The organism is Synechococcus sp. HK05, from assembly GCF_019104765.1.
In the GTDB taxonomy this organism is placed as follows: Bacteria; Cyanobacteriota; Cyanobacteriia; order PCC-6307; family Cyanobiaceae; genus Vulcanococcus.
The window spans coordinates 451450-468084 of record NZ_JAHRXJ010000004.1 but is presented as its reverse complement, the minus strand read 5'-3'; the positions used below and the strand labels follow the sequence as shown (position 1 = coordinate 468084).

At 66.5% G+C, this 16635-nt stretch carries 17 protein-coding genes; 9 read left to right on the top strand and 8 right to left on the bottom strand.

The annotated features are described in order from the left end of the window. Positions 1-2: 2 nt before the first annotated feature. Both rsfS and KUL97_RS05780 read right to left on the bottom strand, forming a co-directional pair. On the bottom strand, positions 3-437 hold the full coding sequence (gene rsfS, locus KUL97_RS05785; RefSeq protein ID WP_217795983.1) for a ribosome silencing factor: 435 nt from the start codon (positions 435-437) through the stop codon (positions 3-5). Next, a complete protein-coding gene (locus tag KUL97_RS05780; RefSeq protein WP_217795982.1) occupies positions 430-1065 on the bottom strand; it encodes a DUF3318 domain-containing protein in 636 nt (211 codons plus the stop codon). The genes rsfS and KUL97_RS05780 overlap by 8 nt, the downstream gene beginning before the upstream one ends. Positions 1066-1147: 82 nt before the next feature. Here KUL97_RS05780 and carB point away from each other — a divergent pair, with 82 nt between their 5' ends. The 4 genes from carB to KUL97_RS05760 all read left to right on the top strand — a co-directional run bounded on the left by carB (position 1148) and on the right by KUL97_RS05760 (position 7752). After that, positions 1148-4441, top strand: coding sequence for a carbamoyl-phosphate synthase large subunit (gene carB / locus KUL97_RS05775; protein WP_217795981.1), 3294 nt, complete (start codon positions 1148-1150; stop codon positions 4439-4441). A gap of 161 nt (positions 4442-4602) precedes the next feature. Further along, on the top strand, positions 4603-5280 hold the full coding sequence (locus tag KUL97_RS05770) for a DUF3386 domain-containing protein (protein WP_217795980.1): 678 nt from the start codon (positions 4603-4605) through the stop codon (positions 5278-5280). A gap of 49 nt (positions 5281-5329) precedes the next feature. Further along, on the top strand, positions 5330-6676 hold the full coding sequence (locus tag KUL97_RS05765) for a sodium:alanine symporter family protein (RefSeq protein WP_217795979.1): 1347 nt from the start codon (positions 5330-5332) through the stop codon (positions 6674-6676). Between the two features lie 74 nt (positions 6677-6750). Continuing rightward, a complete protein-coding gene (locus KUL97_RS05760; protein WP_217795978.1) occupies positions 6751-7752 on the top strand; it encodes a hypothetical protein in 1002 nt (333 codons plus the stop codon). Between the two features lie 6 nt (positions 7753-7758). Here KUL97_RS05760 and KUL97_RS05755 read toward each other — a convergent pair whose 3' ends face one another. From KUL97_RS05755 to KUL97_RS05745, 3 genes are all read right to left on the bottom strand, one after another. Continuing rightward, positions 7759-8457, bottom strand: coding sequence for an SDR family NAD(P)-dependent oxidoreductase (locus tag KUL97_RS05755; protein ID WP_217795977.1), 699 nt, complete (start codon positions 8455-8457; stop codon positions 7759-7761). Between the two features lie 3 nt (positions 8458-8460). Next, a complete protein-coding gene (gorA, locus tag KUL97_RS05750) occupies positions 8461-9822 on the bottom strand; it encodes a glutathione-disulfide reductase (RefSeq protein WP_217796068.1) in 1362 nt (453 codons plus the stop codon). Between the two features lie 94 nt (positions 9823-9916). Then, positions 9917-10765 carry a shikimate dehydrogenase gene (locus tag KUL97_RS05745; RefSeq protein WP_368656100.1) on the bottom strand — a complete coding sequence of 283 codons (849 nt, stop codon included), beginning with the start codon at positions 10763-10765 and terminating at the stop codon, positions 9917-9919. A gap of 122 nt (positions 10766-10887) precedes the next feature. On the opposite strand from KUL97_RS05745, the gene KUL97_RS05740 reads away from it, so the two are divergent. Further along, positions 10888-12153, top strand: coding sequence for a glutathione S-transferase family protein (locus KUL97_RS05740; protein WP_217795976.1), 1266 nt, complete (start codon positions 10888-10890; stop codon positions 12151-12153). 3 nt (positions 12154-12156) lie between these two features. Here the strand turns inward: KUL97_RS05740 and KUL97_RS05735 are convergent, their stop codons facing one another. After that, positions 12157-12330 (bottom strand): hypothetical protein, encoded by a 174-nt coding sequence (locus KUL97_RS05735; protein ID WP_217795975.1) that lies wholly within the window; start codon positions 12328-12330, stop codon positions 12157-12159. A 78-nt stretch (positions 12331-12408) separates the two neighbouring features. On the opposite strand from KUL97_RS05735, the gene KUL97_RS05730 reads away from it, so the two are divergent. Both KUL97_RS05730 and KUL97_RS05725 read left to right on the top strand, forming a co-directional pair. After that, positions 12409-12945 carry a DUF2808 domain-containing protein gene (locus tag KUL97_RS05730; protein ID WP_217795974.1) on the top strand — a complete coding sequence of 179 codons (537 nt, stop codon included), beginning with the start codon at positions 12409-12411 and terminating at the stop codon, positions 12943-12945. Between the two features lie 186 nt (positions 12946-13131). Continuing rightward, complete coding sequence (locus KUL97_RS05725; protein ID WP_217795973.1) at positions 13132-13491, top strand: AraC family transcriptional regulator; 360 nt, start codon at positions 13132-13134, stop codon at positions 13489-13491. Here KUL97_RS05725 and KUL97_RS05720 read toward each other — a convergent pair. After that, complete coding sequence (locus tag KUL97_RS05720) at positions 13488-13913, bottom strand: SgcJ/EcaC family oxidoreductase (RefSeq protein WP_368656099.1); 426 nt, start codon at positions 13911-13913, stop codon at positions 13488-13490. The genes KUL97_RS05725 and KUL97_RS05720 overlap by 4 nt on opposite strands. Positions 13914-13964: 51 nt before the next feature. On the opposite strand from KUL97_RS05720, the gene KUL97_RS05715 reads away from it, so the two are divergent. Both KUL97_RS05715 and KUL97_RS05710 read left to right on the top strand, forming a co-directional pair. After that, positions 13965-14612, top strand: a complete 648-nt coding sequence (locus KUL97_RS05715) for a ParB-like protein (RefSeq protein ID WP_217795972.1) — start codon at positions 13965-13967, stop codon at positions 14610-14612. A 37-nt stretch (positions 14613-14649) separates the two neighbouring features. Next, entirely contained in the window at positions 14650-15123 is a 474-nt protein-coding gene (locus tag KUL97_RS05710; RefSeq protein WP_217795971.1) for a universal stress protein, read from the top strand. Here KUL97_RS05710 and KUL97_RS05705 read toward each other — a convergent pair. After that, complete coding sequence (locus KUL97_RS05705) at positions 15120-16619, bottom strand: peptide ligase PGM1-related protein (RefSeq protein ID WP_217795970.1); 1500 nt, start codon at positions 16617-16619, stop codon at positions 15120-15122. The genes KUL97_RS05710 and KUL97_RS05705 overlap by 4 nt on opposite strands. Positions 16620-16635 lie beyond the last annotated feature (16 nt).

Here is a 16635-nt window from a genome sequence, read left to right as displayed (position 1 = left end):
CCTCAGGCCGGCGGTGCTGATTCCGACCCTAGAAACACCTCCTTCTCGCCGTGGCCCCAGAAGGATTCGAGGTCGTAGTAGCTGCGCTCATCGGGGGTGAGGGCGTGCACGATCACCTCGCCGTAATCCAGCAGGATCCAGCGCCCTTCCTTGAGGCCCTCTTTGCGCAGGGGCAGGCGGCCGCCGCTTTCCTCCTCGATCTTGTCTTCCACCGAGCGGGCGATGGCGCGCACCTGCACATCGGAGAAGCCGGTGGCGATCACGAACCAGTCGGCGATCGAGGAGATCTCCTCCACCCGCAGCAGCACGATGTCGCCGGCCTTGCGGTCGTCGCAGGCTTCCGCGGCCAGCAGGGCGAGCTGATGGCTGTCGTCGAGGTTGAGCCGGGGGCGGCTGGGGTCGGGGCTGGGTTTTTCGGGGCTCACGGCCTCAGCCATACACGTTCTCGCTGCTCACGGATTGACGGGACCCCTGTTGTTGCGCCATCTCGGCGCGGGCCTTACCAGCACTCTTGCGCAGCGCCTCTAGCCGGTCTTCGTAGAAGCCGCGCTTTTTCTTTTTGCGGGTCTGCTCCACCAGCTCCTTCAGGGCGCCGCCCAGGCTCTTGTAGGCATTGGGCAGGCTGTAGCCGAAGCGGCAGGCCAGATCGATGGCCCGCTCGTCGGCAGCGATGGCGTCTTGCAGGCGCTTCTCGGAATTGTTTTTCAGATAAAGGCGGTAGCCGGCGAAGCCGGAGAGGCCGAGGGCCATCAGCAGCAGCAGGCCGTCCTGCACCCACAGCTCACCGATCGCACCGCCCAAGCCGATCGCCAGGGCCGCCATCTCCCAGCCGTCGCGGGGCACGGCGTCGTTCTGGATGCGGCCCACCTCATGCCAGAAGAGCAGGTTGCGGTGGTCGATCGCCAGCTCATCCCACTTCTGCAGGTCGAGCTGAATCTCCACCTCATCGCGGCCGATCTCCTCGATGGTGATCAGCGGCGGATCGGCCGAAGCGGCGGCTTCCACAAACACCCAGCTCTGCATCTCGGGAGGCAGCAGCCCCTTCAGGCGCTGGAGTTCGCTCATGCCGGCTTCATCACTTGCTTGAAATCAGAGTAGCCGCGCCCGCGTGAGAGGGTAGGGAGGTTTGCCTGTCGGACATCCGCCCATGCCCCGTCGCACGGATCTGCGTCGCATCCTGCTGCTGGGTTCCGGGCCGATCGTGATCGGGCAAGCCTGTGAGTTCGACTACTCGGGAACCCAGGCCTGCAAGGCCCTGCGGGCCGAGGGATTTGAGGTGGTGCTGGTGAACAGCAACCCCGCCTCGATCATGACCGATCCGGACATGGCGGATCGCACCTACATCGAGCCGCTCACCCCCGATGTGGTGCGGCGCGTGATCGAGCAGGAGCGCCCCGATGCGCTGCTGCCCACCATGGGCGGCCAAACCGCCCTCAACCTGGCGGTGGCCCTCGCCAAAGACGGCACCCTTGAGAAGTACGGCGTTGAGCTGATCGGCGCCAACCTGCAGGCGATCGAGAAGGCGGAAGACCGCGATCTGTTCAAGCAGGCGATGGAGCGCATCGGCGTGGCCGTGTGCCCCTCCGGTATCGCCACCACCCTCGAGGAAGCCGAGGCGGTGGGTGAGCAGATCGGCAGCTACCCGCGCATCATTCGCCCTGCTTTCACCCTCGGCGGCAGCGGTGGTGGCATCGCTTACAACCCCGAGGAGTTTCGGGCGATCTGCCTGAGCGGCCTCGATGCCAGCCCGGTGAATCAGATCCTGATCGAGCAATCGCTGCTCGGCTGGAAGGAGTTCGAGCTCGAGGTGATGCGCGACACCGCCGACAACGTGGTGATCGTCTGCTCGATCGAGAACCTCGACCCGATGGGCGTGCACACCGGTGACTCGATCACCGTGGCCCCGGCCCAGACCCTCACCGACCGCGAATACCAGCGCCTGCGCGATCAGGCGATCGCGATCATCCGCGAGATCGGTGTCGACACTGGCGGCAGCAACATCCAGTTCGCGATCAATCCCGCCAACGGCGATGTGATTGTGATCGAGATGAATCCGCGCGTCTCGCGCAGTTCGGCCCTGGCTTCAAAGGCCACCGGCTTCCCGATCGCCAAGATCGCCGCCCGTCTGGCGGTGGGCTACACCCTCGACGAAATCCTCAACGACATCACCGGCAAGACGCCGGCCTGCTTCGAGCCCACCATTGATTACGTGGTCACCAAGGTGCCGCGCTTCGCCTTCGAGAAGTTCCGCGGCAGCCCGGCGGTGCTCACCACGGCGATGAAGTCGGTGGGTGAGGCGATGGCGATTGGCCGCAACTTCGAGGAGTCGTTCCAGAAGGCGATCCGCTCGCTTGAAACGGGGCATGCCGGCTGGGGCTGCGACCGGCCTGATCCCACCCCTGAGCGCTCCGAGCTCGACCGCACCCTGCGCACGCCGTCGCCTGATCGCATCTTTGCGGTGCGCACCGCGATGGTGAACGGCTACAGCGACGCCGACATTCACCGGATTTCCTCGATCGATCCCTGGTTCCTGGCCAAGCTGCGCCGAATCATCGAAGCGGAACAGCGTTGGCTGAAGGGCTCGCGCCTGGAGGATCTCGATGCGGAGGCGCTGCTCGCCCTCAAGCAGTTGGGCTTCTCCGACCGTCAGATCGCCTGGGCCACTGGAGCCCAGGAGCTCGCGGTGCGGGAGCAGCGGCAGCGCCTGGGGGTGAATGCGGTGTTCAAAACCGTGGACACCTGCGCTGCGGAATTCGCCTCCACCACGCCGTATCACTACGCCACCTATGAGCGGCCGCTGGAGCGCCTGCGCGAGGACGGCACGCTCGAGCTGATTGCCCCCGAAAGCGAGGTGCAGCCCGAAACCCGCCGCAAGGTGATGATCCTCGGCGGCGGCCCCAACCGCATCGGCCAGGGCATCGAGTTCGACTACTGCTGCGTGCATGCCTCGTTTGCGCTGCAGGCCGAGGGCTTCGCCACGGTGATGGTGAACTCCAACCCCGAAACGGTGTCGACCGACTACGACACCTCCGATCGCCTCTATTTCGAGCCGCTCACCTTCGAAGACGTGCTCAACGTGATCGAGGCCGAGAAGCCCGAAGGCGTGATCGTGCAGTTTGGCGGCCAGACACCCCTGAAGCTGGCGATCCCGCTGCTGCGTTGGCTCGCCTCGCCGGCGGGCCAAACCACCGGCACCCGCATCTGGGGCACCTCCCCCGAATCGATCGACACCGCGGAAGATCGCGAGCAGTTCGAGGCGATCCTGCGCAAGCTCGATATCCGCCAGCCCCGCAATGGCCTGGCCCGCAGCGAAGCCGAGGCCCGCGCCGTTGCTGATCGCGTGGGCTACCCGGTGGTGGTGCGCCCCAGCTATGTGCTGGGCGGCCGCGCCATGGAGGTGGTGTACGGCGAGGAGGAACTCAACCGCTACATGGTGGAGGCGGTGAACGTGGAGCCCGACCACCCGGTGCTGATTGATCAGTACCTGGAGAACGCCACCGAGGTGGATGTCGATGCCCTCTGCGATGCCACCGGCCGCGTGGTGATCGGCGGCCTGATGGAGCACATCGAACCCGCCGGTGTGCACTCCGGCGACTCGGCCTGTGCCCTGCCGGCCGTGAGCCTCGAGCAGGAAGCGCTCGCCACCATCCGCCAGTGGAGTGAAGCGCTGGCTTTGGCGCTGCAGGTGAACGGTCTGATCAACCTTCAGTTCGCCGTGAAGGATGGCCTCGTGTACATCATCGAAGCCAACCCGCGCGCTTCCCGCACGGTGCCGTTCGTGGCCAAAGCCACCGGCGTGCCCCTGGCGAAGGTGGCCAGCCAGATCATGTCGGGCAAAACGCTCGAGCAGATCGGCCTCACCAGCGAGCCCGTGCCGCCGCTGCAGGCGGTGAAGGAAGCGGTGCTGCCGTTCAAGCGTTTCCCCGGTGCCGATTCCTTGCTTGGCCCCGAGATGCGCAGCACCGGTGAGGTGATGGGCACCGCTAGCGGTTTCGGCCTGGCCTATGCCAAGGCTGAGCTGGCCGCCAGCGAAGCTCTGCCCACCAGCGGCACGGTGTTCCTCTCCACCCACGACCGCGACAAGCCGGCTCTGCTGCCGGTGGCCCAACGCCTGGCGGCCCTCGGTTTCCGGCTGGTGGCCACCGAGGGCACGGCCCGCTGGCTCTCGGAGGCAGGCCTCACGGTGGAACCGGTGCTCAAGGTGCACGAAGGCCGCCCCAACATCGAGGACGCCATCCGATCCGGTGAGATCCAACTGGTGATCAACACCCCGGTGGGTCGCCAGGCCGCCCACGACGACAAATACCTGCGCCGCGCCGCCATCGACTACGCCGTCACCACCGTGACCACCCTCGCCGGCGCCCGCGCCGCCGTGGAAGGCATCGCCGCCCTCCAGGCCCAGCAGCTCCAGGTGAACGCACTGCAGGACATTCACGGCTGAGGGGGGTAGCCGCCTCACTTCACTAGTGCGTGCGGGATGTTCGGGCTGCGTGGATCGGGTTCCAGTCGCCGGTGGCTGGGATGAACCGTCAGGTCTATGTCTTCCATAGGCAGGCGCCCAGCTCAACCCCGTAGCCTGAAAACCCCGTGCCTGACATTGCCGTGACCCTCGCCCCCAGCCCCGCCGCGATCACCGCCGGCAGCGATTGCACCGCTGCCTTCCGCGCCGCCTACGAGAACCGCTACACCTGGGCGCCTGGCTTTGCTGGCTACAGCGGCCGCTGCGTGTGGGAGCAGGGCGACCAGCGGGTGGAAGGCACCTTCAAGGTGGGCGCTGATCTGAAGGCCCAGGTGGAAGGCATCGACAACGAAGAGATCCACAAGGCGATTGCCTCCCAGCTCTGGGAGGTGTGCATCCACCGCGTGCGCCGCAGCTTCGAGCAGACCCACGGTGAGAACACCTTCACTGCCGGTGACACCGATGCCGTGGGCACTGAGGTGATCGTGGGCGGCAAGAACGCCGGCGATCGTTACCGCATCAACAACGACGTGGTGACGATGGTGCACCGCCACATCCACGGCACCGTGGTGACGATCTTCACCGAAAGCACCACCGACACGGGCAGTGGCTACCTCAGCCACAGCTACACCAGCCAATACGCCGATCCCGCCAGCGGCGCCGCCCGCGGTGGCAAGAGCACCTTCACCGACACGTTCGTGCCCCTCGCTGGTGAAGGTCCGTGGGTGCTGAGTGAGCGTGTGGTGGAGACCGAGGCCTTCGGTGACACACCGGCCGGCCGTCAGGTGTTCCGTTTCGAAGCACTCAGCCCCAACAGCTGAGTTGCTGCAGATGTGACACGATCCCGCAAGTTTGGCTGCGGGAGGCCCGTTGAAAGACCTGCTGGATCAAATCAATAGCGTCGTGTGGGGGCCGATCACCCTCTGGTTGATTGGCCTCACCGGCTTGTATCTCTTGCTGGGGCTGCGGTTGATGCCTCTGCGGCGCATCGGCTTTGCGGTGCGGCAAACCTTGCGTTCGATCCGCCACTCCGGCGGTGAAGGTGACGTCAGCGCCTTTCAGTCGTTGATGACGGCCTTGGCGGCCACGATCGGCACCGGCAACGTGGCGGGTGTGGCCGGCGCCATTGGCGTCGGTGGCCCTGGAGCCGTGTTCTGGATGTGGCTGATCGCCCTGGTGGGCATGGCCACCAAGTACGCCGAGTCGCTCCTCGCTGTGCACCACCGCGAGGTTGACGAGCTGGGTGAACACGTCGGCGGACCGATGTACGTGATCCGCAATGGCCTCGGCCCGGCATGGAACTGGCTGGCGGTGCTGTTCGCCGTGTTTGGCACCTTGGCTGGTTTCGGCATCGGCAACGGGGTGCAGGCCCATGAGCTCGCCAAAGCCCTGAATATTTCTCTGGGCGTTCCGCCTTTAGCCACCGGGATTGTGTTTGCGGCGATCACCTTCGCCGTGATCATTGGCGGCATTGAGCGCATCGGCCGTGTGGCCTCCGCTGTGGTGCCGTTTATGGCGGTGATCTACGTGGGTGGTGCAGCCACGATCCTGTTGTCGCACATGGCGGAGATTCCGGCAGCCCTCTCGCTGATCCTCCACGACGCCTTCAGCGCTCAGGCCCTGGCCGGCGGCGCCCTCGGCGTGATGATTCAGAAGGGCATTGCCCGCGGTGTGTTCTCCAACGAAGCCGGCCTGGGCACGGCCCCCATTGCCCAGGCCGCGGCCAAACCCGGTGATCCTGTGCTGCAGGGTTCGGTGGCCATGCTCGGCACCTTCATCGACACGATCATCGTCTGCACGATGACGGCCTTGGTGATCGTGACCAGCGGCGCTTGGTTGCCGATGGAAGGCGTGGATACCCCCACGGGAGTGGCACTCACCATGGCGGCGTTCGACTGGGGTCTGCCCGGCGGCGCCTGGCTGGTGACCTTCGGCACGGTGTTCTTCACCGCCACCACGATCCTCGGCTGGGGTTACTACAGCGAGCGTTGCCTTGAGTTTCTCGTGGGCGTGAAAGGGATCAAACCCTTCCGCCTGGTGTGGGTGGCGGTGGTGGTGATCGGTGCGGTCGCCAGTTTTGATCTGGTGTGGACCGTGGCCGACATCCTTAACGGCCTGATGGCGATCCCCAACCTGATCAGCCTGCTGCTGCTCAGCGGCACCGTGTTCCAACTCACCCGCCGCTACGACTTCAGCGCCGCTCGTTTCCGCGACTAAGCCCGCCGGGATCCATCTCCATTGACCGCTCTACCGCCCGTGGCTAGCTACCGGGCAGAGCGGTTTTTTTGTGGATGGCACCTGCTGTTGCTCCAGCGCCGATGGGCTCGATCACCGATCCCTCTCTGCGGCCCGATGAAGCCACCGCCCGCTGCGCTCTCGGGGGATTGCTGGGTGTAGCCCAAGCCTGTGGCGGAGGCCCCGAGATTGATCCGGCGGAGCGCCGCACGATCGAGGCCATTCGCGATCACCTTGCCCATCAGCCCCAGATCGATCTCGACACCCTTACGCCGCTCACACCCGAAGCCGTCGCGGAGCAGATCACCGATCCGATCTGGCGTGAGCGCATCCTCCGCGGCATGACCGTGGTGGCGCTGATGGACGGCCAGCTCACTGAGGAGCGCCTGGCCTACCTGCGCCGGGCCGCGGCGGCACTCGGAGTTGGTGAGGCGGTGGTGAACACCTACGCCAACCTCGTGCACGAGCGCATGGGGCTGGTGCGGCTGGATATGGCCCGCCGCGGCTTCCTGGCCGGGGCGGTGCGTGATTTCCTGGGCCGGGGTCGCCTGGAAGCGGCGATGCAGCTGGCCCGCTATGCGCTCAAGCAGAACGATCCGGCCCTCGCTGCCCGCTACCGCGCCCTCGGCACATTGCCCGCGGGAACACTGGGACATGCCTACATCCAGTTCATCACCACCAACGGGTTCTCGGTGCCGGGTGAACCGGGCGGCCCGCCGCCGCCGATCGCCCGGCATGACTGCATGCATGTGCTGGGTGGTTACGGCACCAGCCCAGCCGAGGAGGGTGGCGTGGCTGGTCTGCAGGCCGGGATGAGCCGGGAGAGTGATCCCTTCTTCTCGATCCTGTTGGTGCTGGCGGAATTCCAGTTGGGGCGCTCGGTGGTGCCGATCGAAACCGGCGACCATCAGAACGACCTCGATCCCGATGTGCTGTTCCAGGGATTGGAGCGCGGTCTGCAGATGAACCACAACCTGATCGGCGACTGGGATCTGTTCGCCGATGCGGCCGTGCCCGTGGAGGAGCTGCGCCAGCGCTACGGCATTCCCCCGCGCTAACGCTGATCAGGTTTCCAGGTTGCAGCTCACCGCCAGCTCGAAGGGCACGCAGCTGTTGGGCAGCTCCAGCAGCTGGGCGGTGAGTGAGGCGATATCGCCCGGTTGGCTCATCGCTTCCTTCGGCATCGCGTTCACGGCGGCGGCCATGTCGGTGTTCACCCAGCTGGGGCAGATCGCCGTCACGCGGATGCCCTGCTCCCAGCCCTCGTTGCGCATGGTCTGGCAGAGGCCCATCAGGGCGAATTTGCTGGCGGTGTAGCCAGCCAGGCGACCCTTGGAGCGCTTGCCGCTCATCGACACCAGCACCACGATCCGCCCGGAGCCATGGGCGGCGAGCTGGGGCCAGGCGGCGCGGGTGAGCCACCAAGGACCCATCACGTTCACGTCCCACAGCTGTTGGATCTCGCGTTCCTGGCCGCTCTCGAACAACAGCGGCACCCGCGAGAACACCCCGGCGCTGTGGATGAGGGTGTCGATCGCGCCGAACTGGTTCACGCTGGCCGCCACCCAGGCTTCAGCCGCAGCGGGATCTTCGGCGTTGTAGGGCTGCAACAGCACGTTGGGGTGATCCAGGGCCGTGCCCCGCAGTGCCGCCGGGTTGCGCACCCCCAGGCTGAGGCGATGGCCATCGGCGAGCAGACGTTCGGCGATGGCCCGGCCGATGCCGCGGCTGGCGCCGCTGATCAGGATCGTGCGTGAGGTCACGGGTTAGTTCGGCATGGTGACGAACTCCTCCGCCACAGTGGGATGCAGAGCCATGGTGCGATCGAAGTCGGCCTTGGTGGCGCCCATGCCGATAGCAATTGCCGCCATCTGAATGATCTCGGCGGCGTGCTCACCCACCATGTGACAGCCCACCACCTTGCCGCTGGACTGCTCCACCACGAGCTTGAGCAATACCTTCGGGTCGCGGGCCGGCAGTGCCTGGCTCATCGGCCGGAAGCGGGCCCGGTGCACCTTCACACCATCGGCCCCGTAGCGCTCGATCGCCGCTTCTTCGGTGAGGCCCACGCTGGAGAGTTCCGGCTGGGAGAACACGGCGCTGGCGATCAGTGCGTGATCCACCTGGCGCGGTTTGCGGCCCCAGATCGTGTCGGCCAGGGCGCGGCCTTCATCGATGGCTACGGGGGTGAGGTTCACCCGATCCGTCACATCACCCACGGCGAAGATGTGGGAGACATTGGTGGCCTGCTCGGCGCTCACCGGGATGCGATGCCCCTCGATCGCAACGCCGGCAGCCTCCAGGTTCAGGCCCTGCAGGAAGGGCCGGCGGCCGGTGGCCAGCAGCACGCCGTTGCAGGGCAGGCGTTCGCCGCTCTGGCTGATCACCGTGAGATCCCCAGGTGTGCCTTCGATCGCGGCAGGGCTGTGGGTGAAGCGGATGTCGATCCCATCGGCTTCCATCGCCTCCTGCACGGCACGGCTCGCTTCGAGGTCGAAGCCCCGCAGTAGGTGATCGCCGCGCACGAGTTGGGTCACCTGCACGCCGAGGCCATTAAGGATGCAGGCGAATTCGCAGGCGATGAAGCCGGCGCCCACCACCACCACCCGCTCCGGTAGGCGTTCAAGCTCAAACATGTCGTCGCTCACCCAGCCCAGTTCGGCGCCAGGGATCTCGGGGCGGTGGGGGCGGCCGCCCACGGCGATCAGGATCCGATCGCCCCGCAGGCGTTGCAGTTCGGACCCGCTTCGATCCACCACGCTCACCGTGTTGGCATCGGCGAAACGGCCCCAGCCGCGCACCAGCTCCACGCCCGCTTTCTCGAGGAAGCCGATGTGCAGTTGGTTGAGCCGATCCACCTCGGCGCGCACCCGCTGCAGCAGCTCAGCGCTGTTGTGGGATGTCTCGCCGATGCTCCAGCCGTAGCTGGCGGCATCGTGGAGGTGATGGCGCATGGCCGAGCCGTACACCATCAATTTCTTGGGCACGCAGCCGCGGATCACGCAGGTGCCACCCACGCGATCCCCCTCCACGATCGCCACCCGGGCGCCATAGCTGGCGGCGCGCTTGGCGGCGGCCAGCCCGCCGGAGCCAGCACCGATCACCACCAAGTCGAAATGCTCACTCATGCCGGAGGGTGGCGCATCGCCAACAGCTGCCACTCAAGCGTAACAGTATGACGATTGACGCATAGCCGAATGCTTGTTTGGGTTGTTCTTGGCCTCACTCCCCCAGTGCGTCCGCCACGGCCTTCTGGAACACGGCTTCCTCGGGGACGACGCCCGTCCAGCGCTCGAAGATCTGCATCGCCAGTTGCACCAGCATCTCCACGCCATCCACCACGGGGCAGCCGTGCGCGCGAGCGGCGGCGAGGAAGGGTGTGATGCGGGGGTTGGTGATTACATCCACGGCGATGCAGCCCGGCTCCACGCTGGCCCAGTCCACGGGTACCGGTTCGAGGTCGGGGGCGCAGCCCAGGTGGGTGGCATTCATCAGCAGATCCGTGCCGGCGGGAACCTGCAGCGGCGCTTGCCAGCTCTGCCAGTGGCAGGGCACGCCGCTGGCCCGCTGCACCAGCTCCGCCACTTCGCGGCCCTGAGCTTCGCGGCGGGTGATCAGCGTCAGCTGAGCGGCGCCGGCCCAGGCGAGTTCCACCGCCATGGCGCGGCCGGCGCCCCCGGCGCCGAGCATCACCACCTTGCGGCCTTTCAAGGGAGCGACCTTCTCGATCGCCTTCACCACGCCCTTGCCGTCGTTGTTGTGGCCGATCAGGCGGCCACCCTCGATCGTGATGTAGTTGGCGGCGCCGATCGCACGCACGTCATCGTCGACGGCATCGAGCATCGGGATCACGACCACTTTGTAGGGGACGGTGATGCCCACGCCGCGGTAGCCGAGGGGGGCCAGAGCGGCGATCGCCTTGGCCAGGTCCTGCTCGGAGGCGATGTCGTTTTTCCAGAACTGCCAGTGCAGGCCGTAGTAGGCATACACCGCATCGAACATCCGATCGATCGGGTTTTCGGCCACCGGATGGCCGAGCATGCCGGTCATCTGTTTCTGGGGAGGAATCACGGCCTCACGGCTCTGCTGGTCTCAGGCTGATCAGCGGGAGCGCCACTGGCAATGCTGCGCAGGTGGGGGATCCGTCGCCTGGGTGCTCACAGCACCGCAGCCAGTTGGTTCATGCTGTGGCGATGGAACCACTCAGCTGGGAACAACTCGCAGACCAGTTGGCTCCGATCAGCGAAGCGGAGCTGCAGCGCCAGAGGGTGGAGGGGCCCACCAATGCCCAAGCGCGTCTGCGCCTGTTTGGCAGGCCGGAAGCGGAGGTGCGCGTCACCCTCTACCGCGACCATCACGCCTGGTGCCCCTACTGCCAGAAGGTGTGGCTGTGGCTGGAGGAGAAGCGGATCCCTTACCGGATCCGCAAGGTCACGATGTTTTGCTACGGCGAAAAGGAGCGCTGGTTTAAGCAGCTGGTGCCCACCGGGATGCTGCCGGCCCTGGAGCTCGACGGCCACCTGATCACCGAGAGCGATCTGATCCTCCAGGCCCTGGAGGAGAGCTTCGGGCCCCTGGGAGAGGAGGGGCTCCAGCACCCGGATGTGTTTGCCCTGCGTCAGCTGGAGCGTCGGCTGTTTCGCGCTTGGTGCCAGTGGCTTTGCTATTGCGAGGGCGAAGGCCCCCACACGGCTCCGGCAGAGCAGCACTTCATCCGCATGGCAGGCCTGGTGGAGGAGGCGTTGCAGGCCACGGATGGGCCCTTCTTCCGCCCGCACTTCGGCACGGCTGATGTGATCTTCGTGCCCTATCTCGAGCGGATGAATGCATCGCTTGCCTACTACAAGGGGTATGGCCTGCGTAGCCAGCACCCGGCGATCGATCGCTGGTTTGCGGCCCTGGAGCAGCGCTCCACCTACCTGGGCACCCAGAGCGACATCCACACCCACGCCCACGACCTGCCACCGCAAATGGGCTGTTGCCTCGCCAGCGGCGGGGCCCAGCAGCAACACGTGGCGCGGTTGATCGACCAGGGCCCCTGGCCTGCGGCCGATCCGGCGGTGGTGGAAACGCGGCAACCCGCACCGGTGGGTGCAGCCCAGGAAGCCCTGGGCCGGATGTTGCGTCACCGCCGGCGCCTCTTGGAGGTGAACCCCGAAGGCCTGCTCTGCGGTGCTGCGGCGGCGCAGGCCCTGGATCAGGCCCTGCGCTGCGCGCTCACCAATCTGCTGCGATCCCCCGCGGACCCAGCCGTGGCCCCTCCGGCGGGCACGGCGGCTGGATTGCGCTACTGGCGCGATCGCATCAGCGTGCCGCGTGACATGAGCCTGCATGCGGCCCGGCGGATGCGCATCGCCCTGGAGAGCACCGCTGCGCTCGCTGGCGATCAACAGGGGCCGGAGCTGCCGCGGCAGCACCGGCGCGACCAAAACCCGGTGCCGTTTGTGCAGGCCGCTTGAGGCTCAGCGCCCGTTGAGCTCCTCGCGCTTGCCCATCAGATAGCGCACCAGCTCCTCTTGCAAGGTGAGCAGCTCGCGGGTGCAGCCCCGGAAGGCGGCGCGGTGGCGGATTTCGTCGTGGCGCGTGTTGAGATCGCGCAGCATCAGGTCGATGGCGTCGAGTTCAGCTCGGTTCATCGATCTGGCGGATAAGCCTTCCGACCCTATCAACGGCCTGAACCGCCGCTACCTTGCAGGGAACGCGTTTGGTCGAGGATGGTCAACCCCTGGATCGTGCCGGCGGTGGTGGCGCTGCAGCTGGCGGCCGCACCGGTTCAGGCCCTTGAGCTCGATGGCCAAACCTGGTTTAGGCGCCCCCCCTGGAAGGTGACCTTCACCAACTACTACGCCTATGTGGGCCAGACCGCGGCCACCTACTACTTCACCGTGACCCTGCCGGAGCAGGCCGGCGCCGGCCTCGGCAGTTTGGTGATTCAGCAAACCCGTGGGGTGGACCGCAGTTTCCAGTTTGCAGCGGATCGCACCCGCGCCTTTGTGGGCTTGCCCCGCCGGGAGGGGGCTGTGATTCCTGTGCAGGCGGCGTTCAACCCAGAGCAGCGCCGCATCACGGTGCAATTCCCGCAGCCGCCCCAGCCGGGACAAACGATCACGGTGGCGCTCAAGCCCTGGAATAACCCCTTCCAGGCGGATACCTACATGTTTGCGGTGCAGGCGCTACCGGCGGGCCCCAATCCGGTGGCGTCGTCGCTGGGCTTCGCCACGATGCCGATCTTTGATGGCGTCCGGTTTTAAGGGCGGGATAAGTAGCTATTGCAACTAGATTTTCAATACAGAGTCTGCATAACCGTTCACTCTGTGTTGTGGCTCAGCTTGCGGGGTGTCTTGCCTCGATACGTTGTCTTTAAGTTCTACCTTGGCTGACCACGCGTGGCGCCTCGCTCCTTGCTCGTCGCTGCGTCGTCGCCCGATTCGGGAGTAATGGCAACCCTGGCTGCCTATGTGGCCGAGCACTACGCCAGCCCCCTGCGGATGGCCGACTTGGCCCGCCATTGCCATGTGAGCGTGCGAACGCTGCAGAACCTTTGCCATGCCCACTGCGGTGAAGCACCCCTGAAGGCCCTACGCCGCTTCCGCTTGCATCAATTGCATGCCCAAGTGCTGGCACGCCCCTGGACGCCCCTGCGCCAGCACTATCTCAATTGCGGCCTCACCGGCTCATTGGCCGATCGCGATTTATTCCTCGAGATGTATGGCGTCACCGTGCGTGAGCATCAAGATGGCTGCCGCTACAAAAGCTCCATCAACCCCGCTGCTGGCGAGATGGCCCGCAGCGCTTAAGCGCTGGGCAGCAGCGAGGAGTGGTGGTGCTGAATCTGCCAGCGCCCATCGCTGAACACATACACAAAGGTGTAGCGAGCCTTCGCCTGATGGCCATCGGCAAAGCGGAAGCTGTAGGTGCCGGCGCTCATCGCCTCATTGCAGCCCAGCTGGATGCTGCGGCTGTCGATGTGGCCCTGGGGCTCTCCGGCCAGAAATCCCACGAAGTAATCCCGGATGCCGGCGGGGGTGGTGCGCGGTTCGGGCGAGAGGGTGGGCAGCAGCAGTGCATCGCCGCTGTAGAGCGCCACCACCTGATCGGGATCACCGCTGGCCAAGGCGCTGTTCCACTGGTCAAACAACTGGGCCACCTCCCGCTCGCTGATGGGGGTGCAGGCCTGGGCGGCGAGGGCGGGCGCAGCCCAGCCCAGCCAGAGCAACACCGCCAGGCAGGCGCTGATCCACGCCCCTGCAAATCGGCTTAAGGTCGGCCGATGGCGTTGCGGTTGCCCCCCTACCAACCCCTTCCGGCTCCTGCCGACGAGCTGCTGGAGGTGCCCCTCGCGGCGCTCCATCCCACGCAGCTGTGCGTAGGCATGGCCGAGATCCGCAGCCGCCAGGCGGATTTCGCGGCCGATGACCCCAAGGAGCGGCGCCGCTACCTCAAGCGCAAACCCACGCCTTTGGTGCGGAGCGCCTCCGGTGAGCTGTGGATGGTGGATCGCCATCACCGCCTGCGGGCCTTGCTGGAGCTCGACCCCTCGGCCACCGCCTTTGGTTATGTGGCCTTGCAGCTGGAGGTGTCTGAGCGCCAGGCGGTGCTTGAGCAGCTGCACCAGCGGGGTTGGCTCTACCTCTACGACGGCCGCGGCCTTGGGCCGCTGCATCCCACCGCGTTGCCCACCAGCCTCGCTGGCACCCAGGACGACCCCTACCGCAGCCTGGTGTGGAAGCTCAAGCGCGAGGGCCTGGTGGCCGCAGCTCCGCTGATCCCCTTTCATGAGTTCCGCTGGGGAGCCTGGCTGCGCAGCCGCAACCTGCCGCACTTCAGCTCGGAGCGGCTGGAGCCCGCCTTGCCGGCGGCGCGGGCGCTGGTGCGTTCCCAAGCGGCTTCCCATTTGGCTGGTTGGATCGCTGCTTAGTACCTAGCGTTCCGGTAGACGTCGCGCCGCGCTTGCCATGGTTCGTCATCTGTTGGTGCCGATCGACGGCTCTGAGCTGTCGGATGGGGCCGTGCGCACCGCCTTGGAGCTGGCCAAGCCCATCGGCGCGCAGGTGAGCTTCTTCCATGTGCAGCCCAGCTACTACGGGCGCCCGGATGTGGCCATCTACGGCGAAGGCTTGGTGCTGGATCCAGCCCTGAGCGAGCAGTTCAGCCAGGCCAATGCCCGCTTCGCCGCCACCATCCTGGAGAAGGCCCTGGAGCAGGCGCGATCAGCCGGCGTGGAGGCCTCAAGCGACACCTGCGTGTGCCCGCTGGTGCATGAGGCGATCCTTGAAGCAGCCGATCGGTTGGGGTGCGATCTGATTGCGATGGCCTCCCATGGCCGCCGCGGCTTGGCGGGGTTGTTGATCGGTAGCGAAACCCAGCGGGTGCTCACCCACGCCAAGCTCCCGGTGCTGGTGATTCCGGCTCAGGCCCCCCAGGCCTAACCGCCTGCCTGCAGCTCGCGGGCCCGGCCGATCAGGCCATCGGCGGTGGCTTGGTACACCGCTTCGGCTTCTGCGGCGCTGCGGCCGATGCAGGTCATGCCGAGCTTGCCGTATTCCGATAGGCAACCCAACAGGTGAAACACGCTGCCCCGCAGCCGGGCTGGGTCGTAATGCAGATCGGCTTCGGCCACGATGTCGATCAGATCGGCCGGCAGCAGGCCCCGCAGCTGTGGATCGGTGAGGTTGTCGGTGGCGGTGTAGTAAACCGCCTGGCCGGTGGGGGCCATGAACAGTCCCGTGGCCGGATCCAGCTGGCCGGTGGTGATCGCCCGCAGGGCCATGGTGGGGTGCGTTGTGCCCCCCTGGCGCAGGTTTACCTCAATCGCCTGCAGGTCCCAGGTGCCATGGAGGCGGCGGGCGATGAAATCCACGGCGTAGCGTTCCAGGGCGCCTTCAGCGGCGAGGGCTTCTCCCACCGCCTGGCCGTAGCGCATCAGCTCCAGGCGGTAGACGTCGTCGGCGGGAAAGCGGCAGCCCAGGTAGGTCTGCCCGCCGGCGCCACCGAGGATCTGCTCATGGGTGGAGACCAGCTCCACCGCCCCGCCCGGGTGGATCGTGCCCTGCACGCTGGGGGAGCTGAGGGCCTCGCCGCCATCGAGCCAGGCTTCCACCAAGGCCCCCTGATCGGCCAACAGCTCCTGCCACAACGCGGCCGGCATCGGCAACTGCTCCAGGGCGGCCCGCAGGCGCGAGCGCCGTTCACGGCCGCTGAGCTCCGCCAAGGGCAAGGCCGCGAGCTCCAGGCAGGCGTTGCCCTCGCCGCTGATTCCCTCATTGAGCTTCACCACACAGCGGCGCAGCTCGGGGTGCGCTTCCCAGAGGTCGGCCGTGGCCTCCGCTAGGTCGCTGAGGTTGTGGGCAAGGTCGCTGCCGGGGGGATGGGGCACGCCGCAGCGCGCAAACAGGGCGCGGCTTCCGGCCTTGCTGCCCCAGTAGCCCAGGGCAGGGTCTGTGCCGAGCAGCGGCACCTGCAACAGCTCCGAGAGCTGTTTTTCCAGCTCCGTCACCACAAAGCAGCTGATGAAGCTGCGGCCGGGGCGCAGCAGCTCGCGGATGCGGCCGAGCAGGGCGGGCCGCTCCAGCAGCTTGGCGGTGAGGGGACGGTTGGAGGCGTCGTCGGTGTCGAACAGATGCAGGCGCCGGCGCGCGTGGGAGGTGGGCACGCCCGGCATCAGCTCGAGCACCGCATCCACCACCAACTCCGGCAGGAGTTTGCTGGTCACGTAGATGGCCCGCACCCCTGGATCCCGCAGGCGCATCAGCGCGAACAACTGGCGCTCCTCGTAGTGGTGGGCGCCGGTCACCAGCGCCATCAGGGCCTGGTCCATCGAGAGGGAGGGCACCACCAGCACATCGAACTGGCCCCCATCGCCGTTGTGCTCACAGCCCCAGTCGGGTTGCAGCTGCGCTTGAAGCTCCCGGAACGACAGGGCCATACAACAAGTGGAGGCG

Excerpts from the sequence above, each read along its gene's own strand:
- KUL97_RS05780 (WP_217795982.1), bottom strand. The coding sequence starts at position 1,065 with ATGAGCGAACTCCAGCGCCTGAAGGGGCTGCTGCCTCCCGAGATGCAG.
- KUL97_RS05735 (WP_217795975.1), bottom strand. The coding sequence starts at position 12,330 with ATGAACCGAGCTGAACTCGACGCCATCGACCTGATGCTGCGCGATCTC.
- rsfS (WP_217795983.1), bottom strand. The coding sequence starts at position 437 with ATGGCTGAGGCCGTGAGCCCCGAAAAACCCAGCCCCGACCCCAGCCGC.
- KUL97_RS05730 (WP_217795974.1), top strand. The coding sequence starts at position 12,409 with ATGGTCAACCCCTGGATCGTGCCGGCGGTGGTGGCGCTGCAGCTGGCG.
- KUL97_RS05740 (WP_217795976.1), top strand. The coding sequence starts at position 10,888 with ATGGAACCACTCAGCTGGGAACAACTCGCAGACCAGTTGGCTCCGATC.
- KUL97_RS05760 (WP_217795978.1), top strand. The coding sequence starts at position 6,751 with ATGGCACCTGCTGTTGCTCCAGCGCCGATGGGCTCGATCACCGATCCC.
- KUL97_RS05705 (WP_217795970.1), bottom strand. The coding sequence starts at position 16,619 with ATGGCCCTGTCGTTCCGGGAGCTTCAAGCGCAGCTGCAACCCGACTGG.
- KUL97_RS05710 (WP_217795971.1), top strand. The coding sequence starts at position 14,650 with ATGGTTCGTCATCTGTTGGTGCCGATCGACGGCTCTGAGCTGTCGGAT.
- KUL97_RS05725 (WP_217795973.1), top strand. The coding sequence starts at position 13,132 with ATGGCAACCCTGGCTGCCTATGTGGCCGAGCACTACGCCAGCCCCCTG.
- carB (WP_217795981.1), top strand. The coding sequence starts at position 1,148 with ATGCCCCGTCGCACGGATCTGCGTCGCATCCTGCTGCTGGGTTCCGGG.
- gorA (WP_217796068.1), bottom strand. The coding sequence starts at position 9,822 with ATGAGTGAGCATTTCGACTTGGTGGTGATCGGTGCTGGCTCCGGCGGG.
- KUL97_RS05715 (WP_217795972.1), top strand. The coding sequence starts at position 13,965 with ATGGCGTTGCGGTTGCCCCCCTACCAACCCCTTCCGGCTCCTGCCGAC.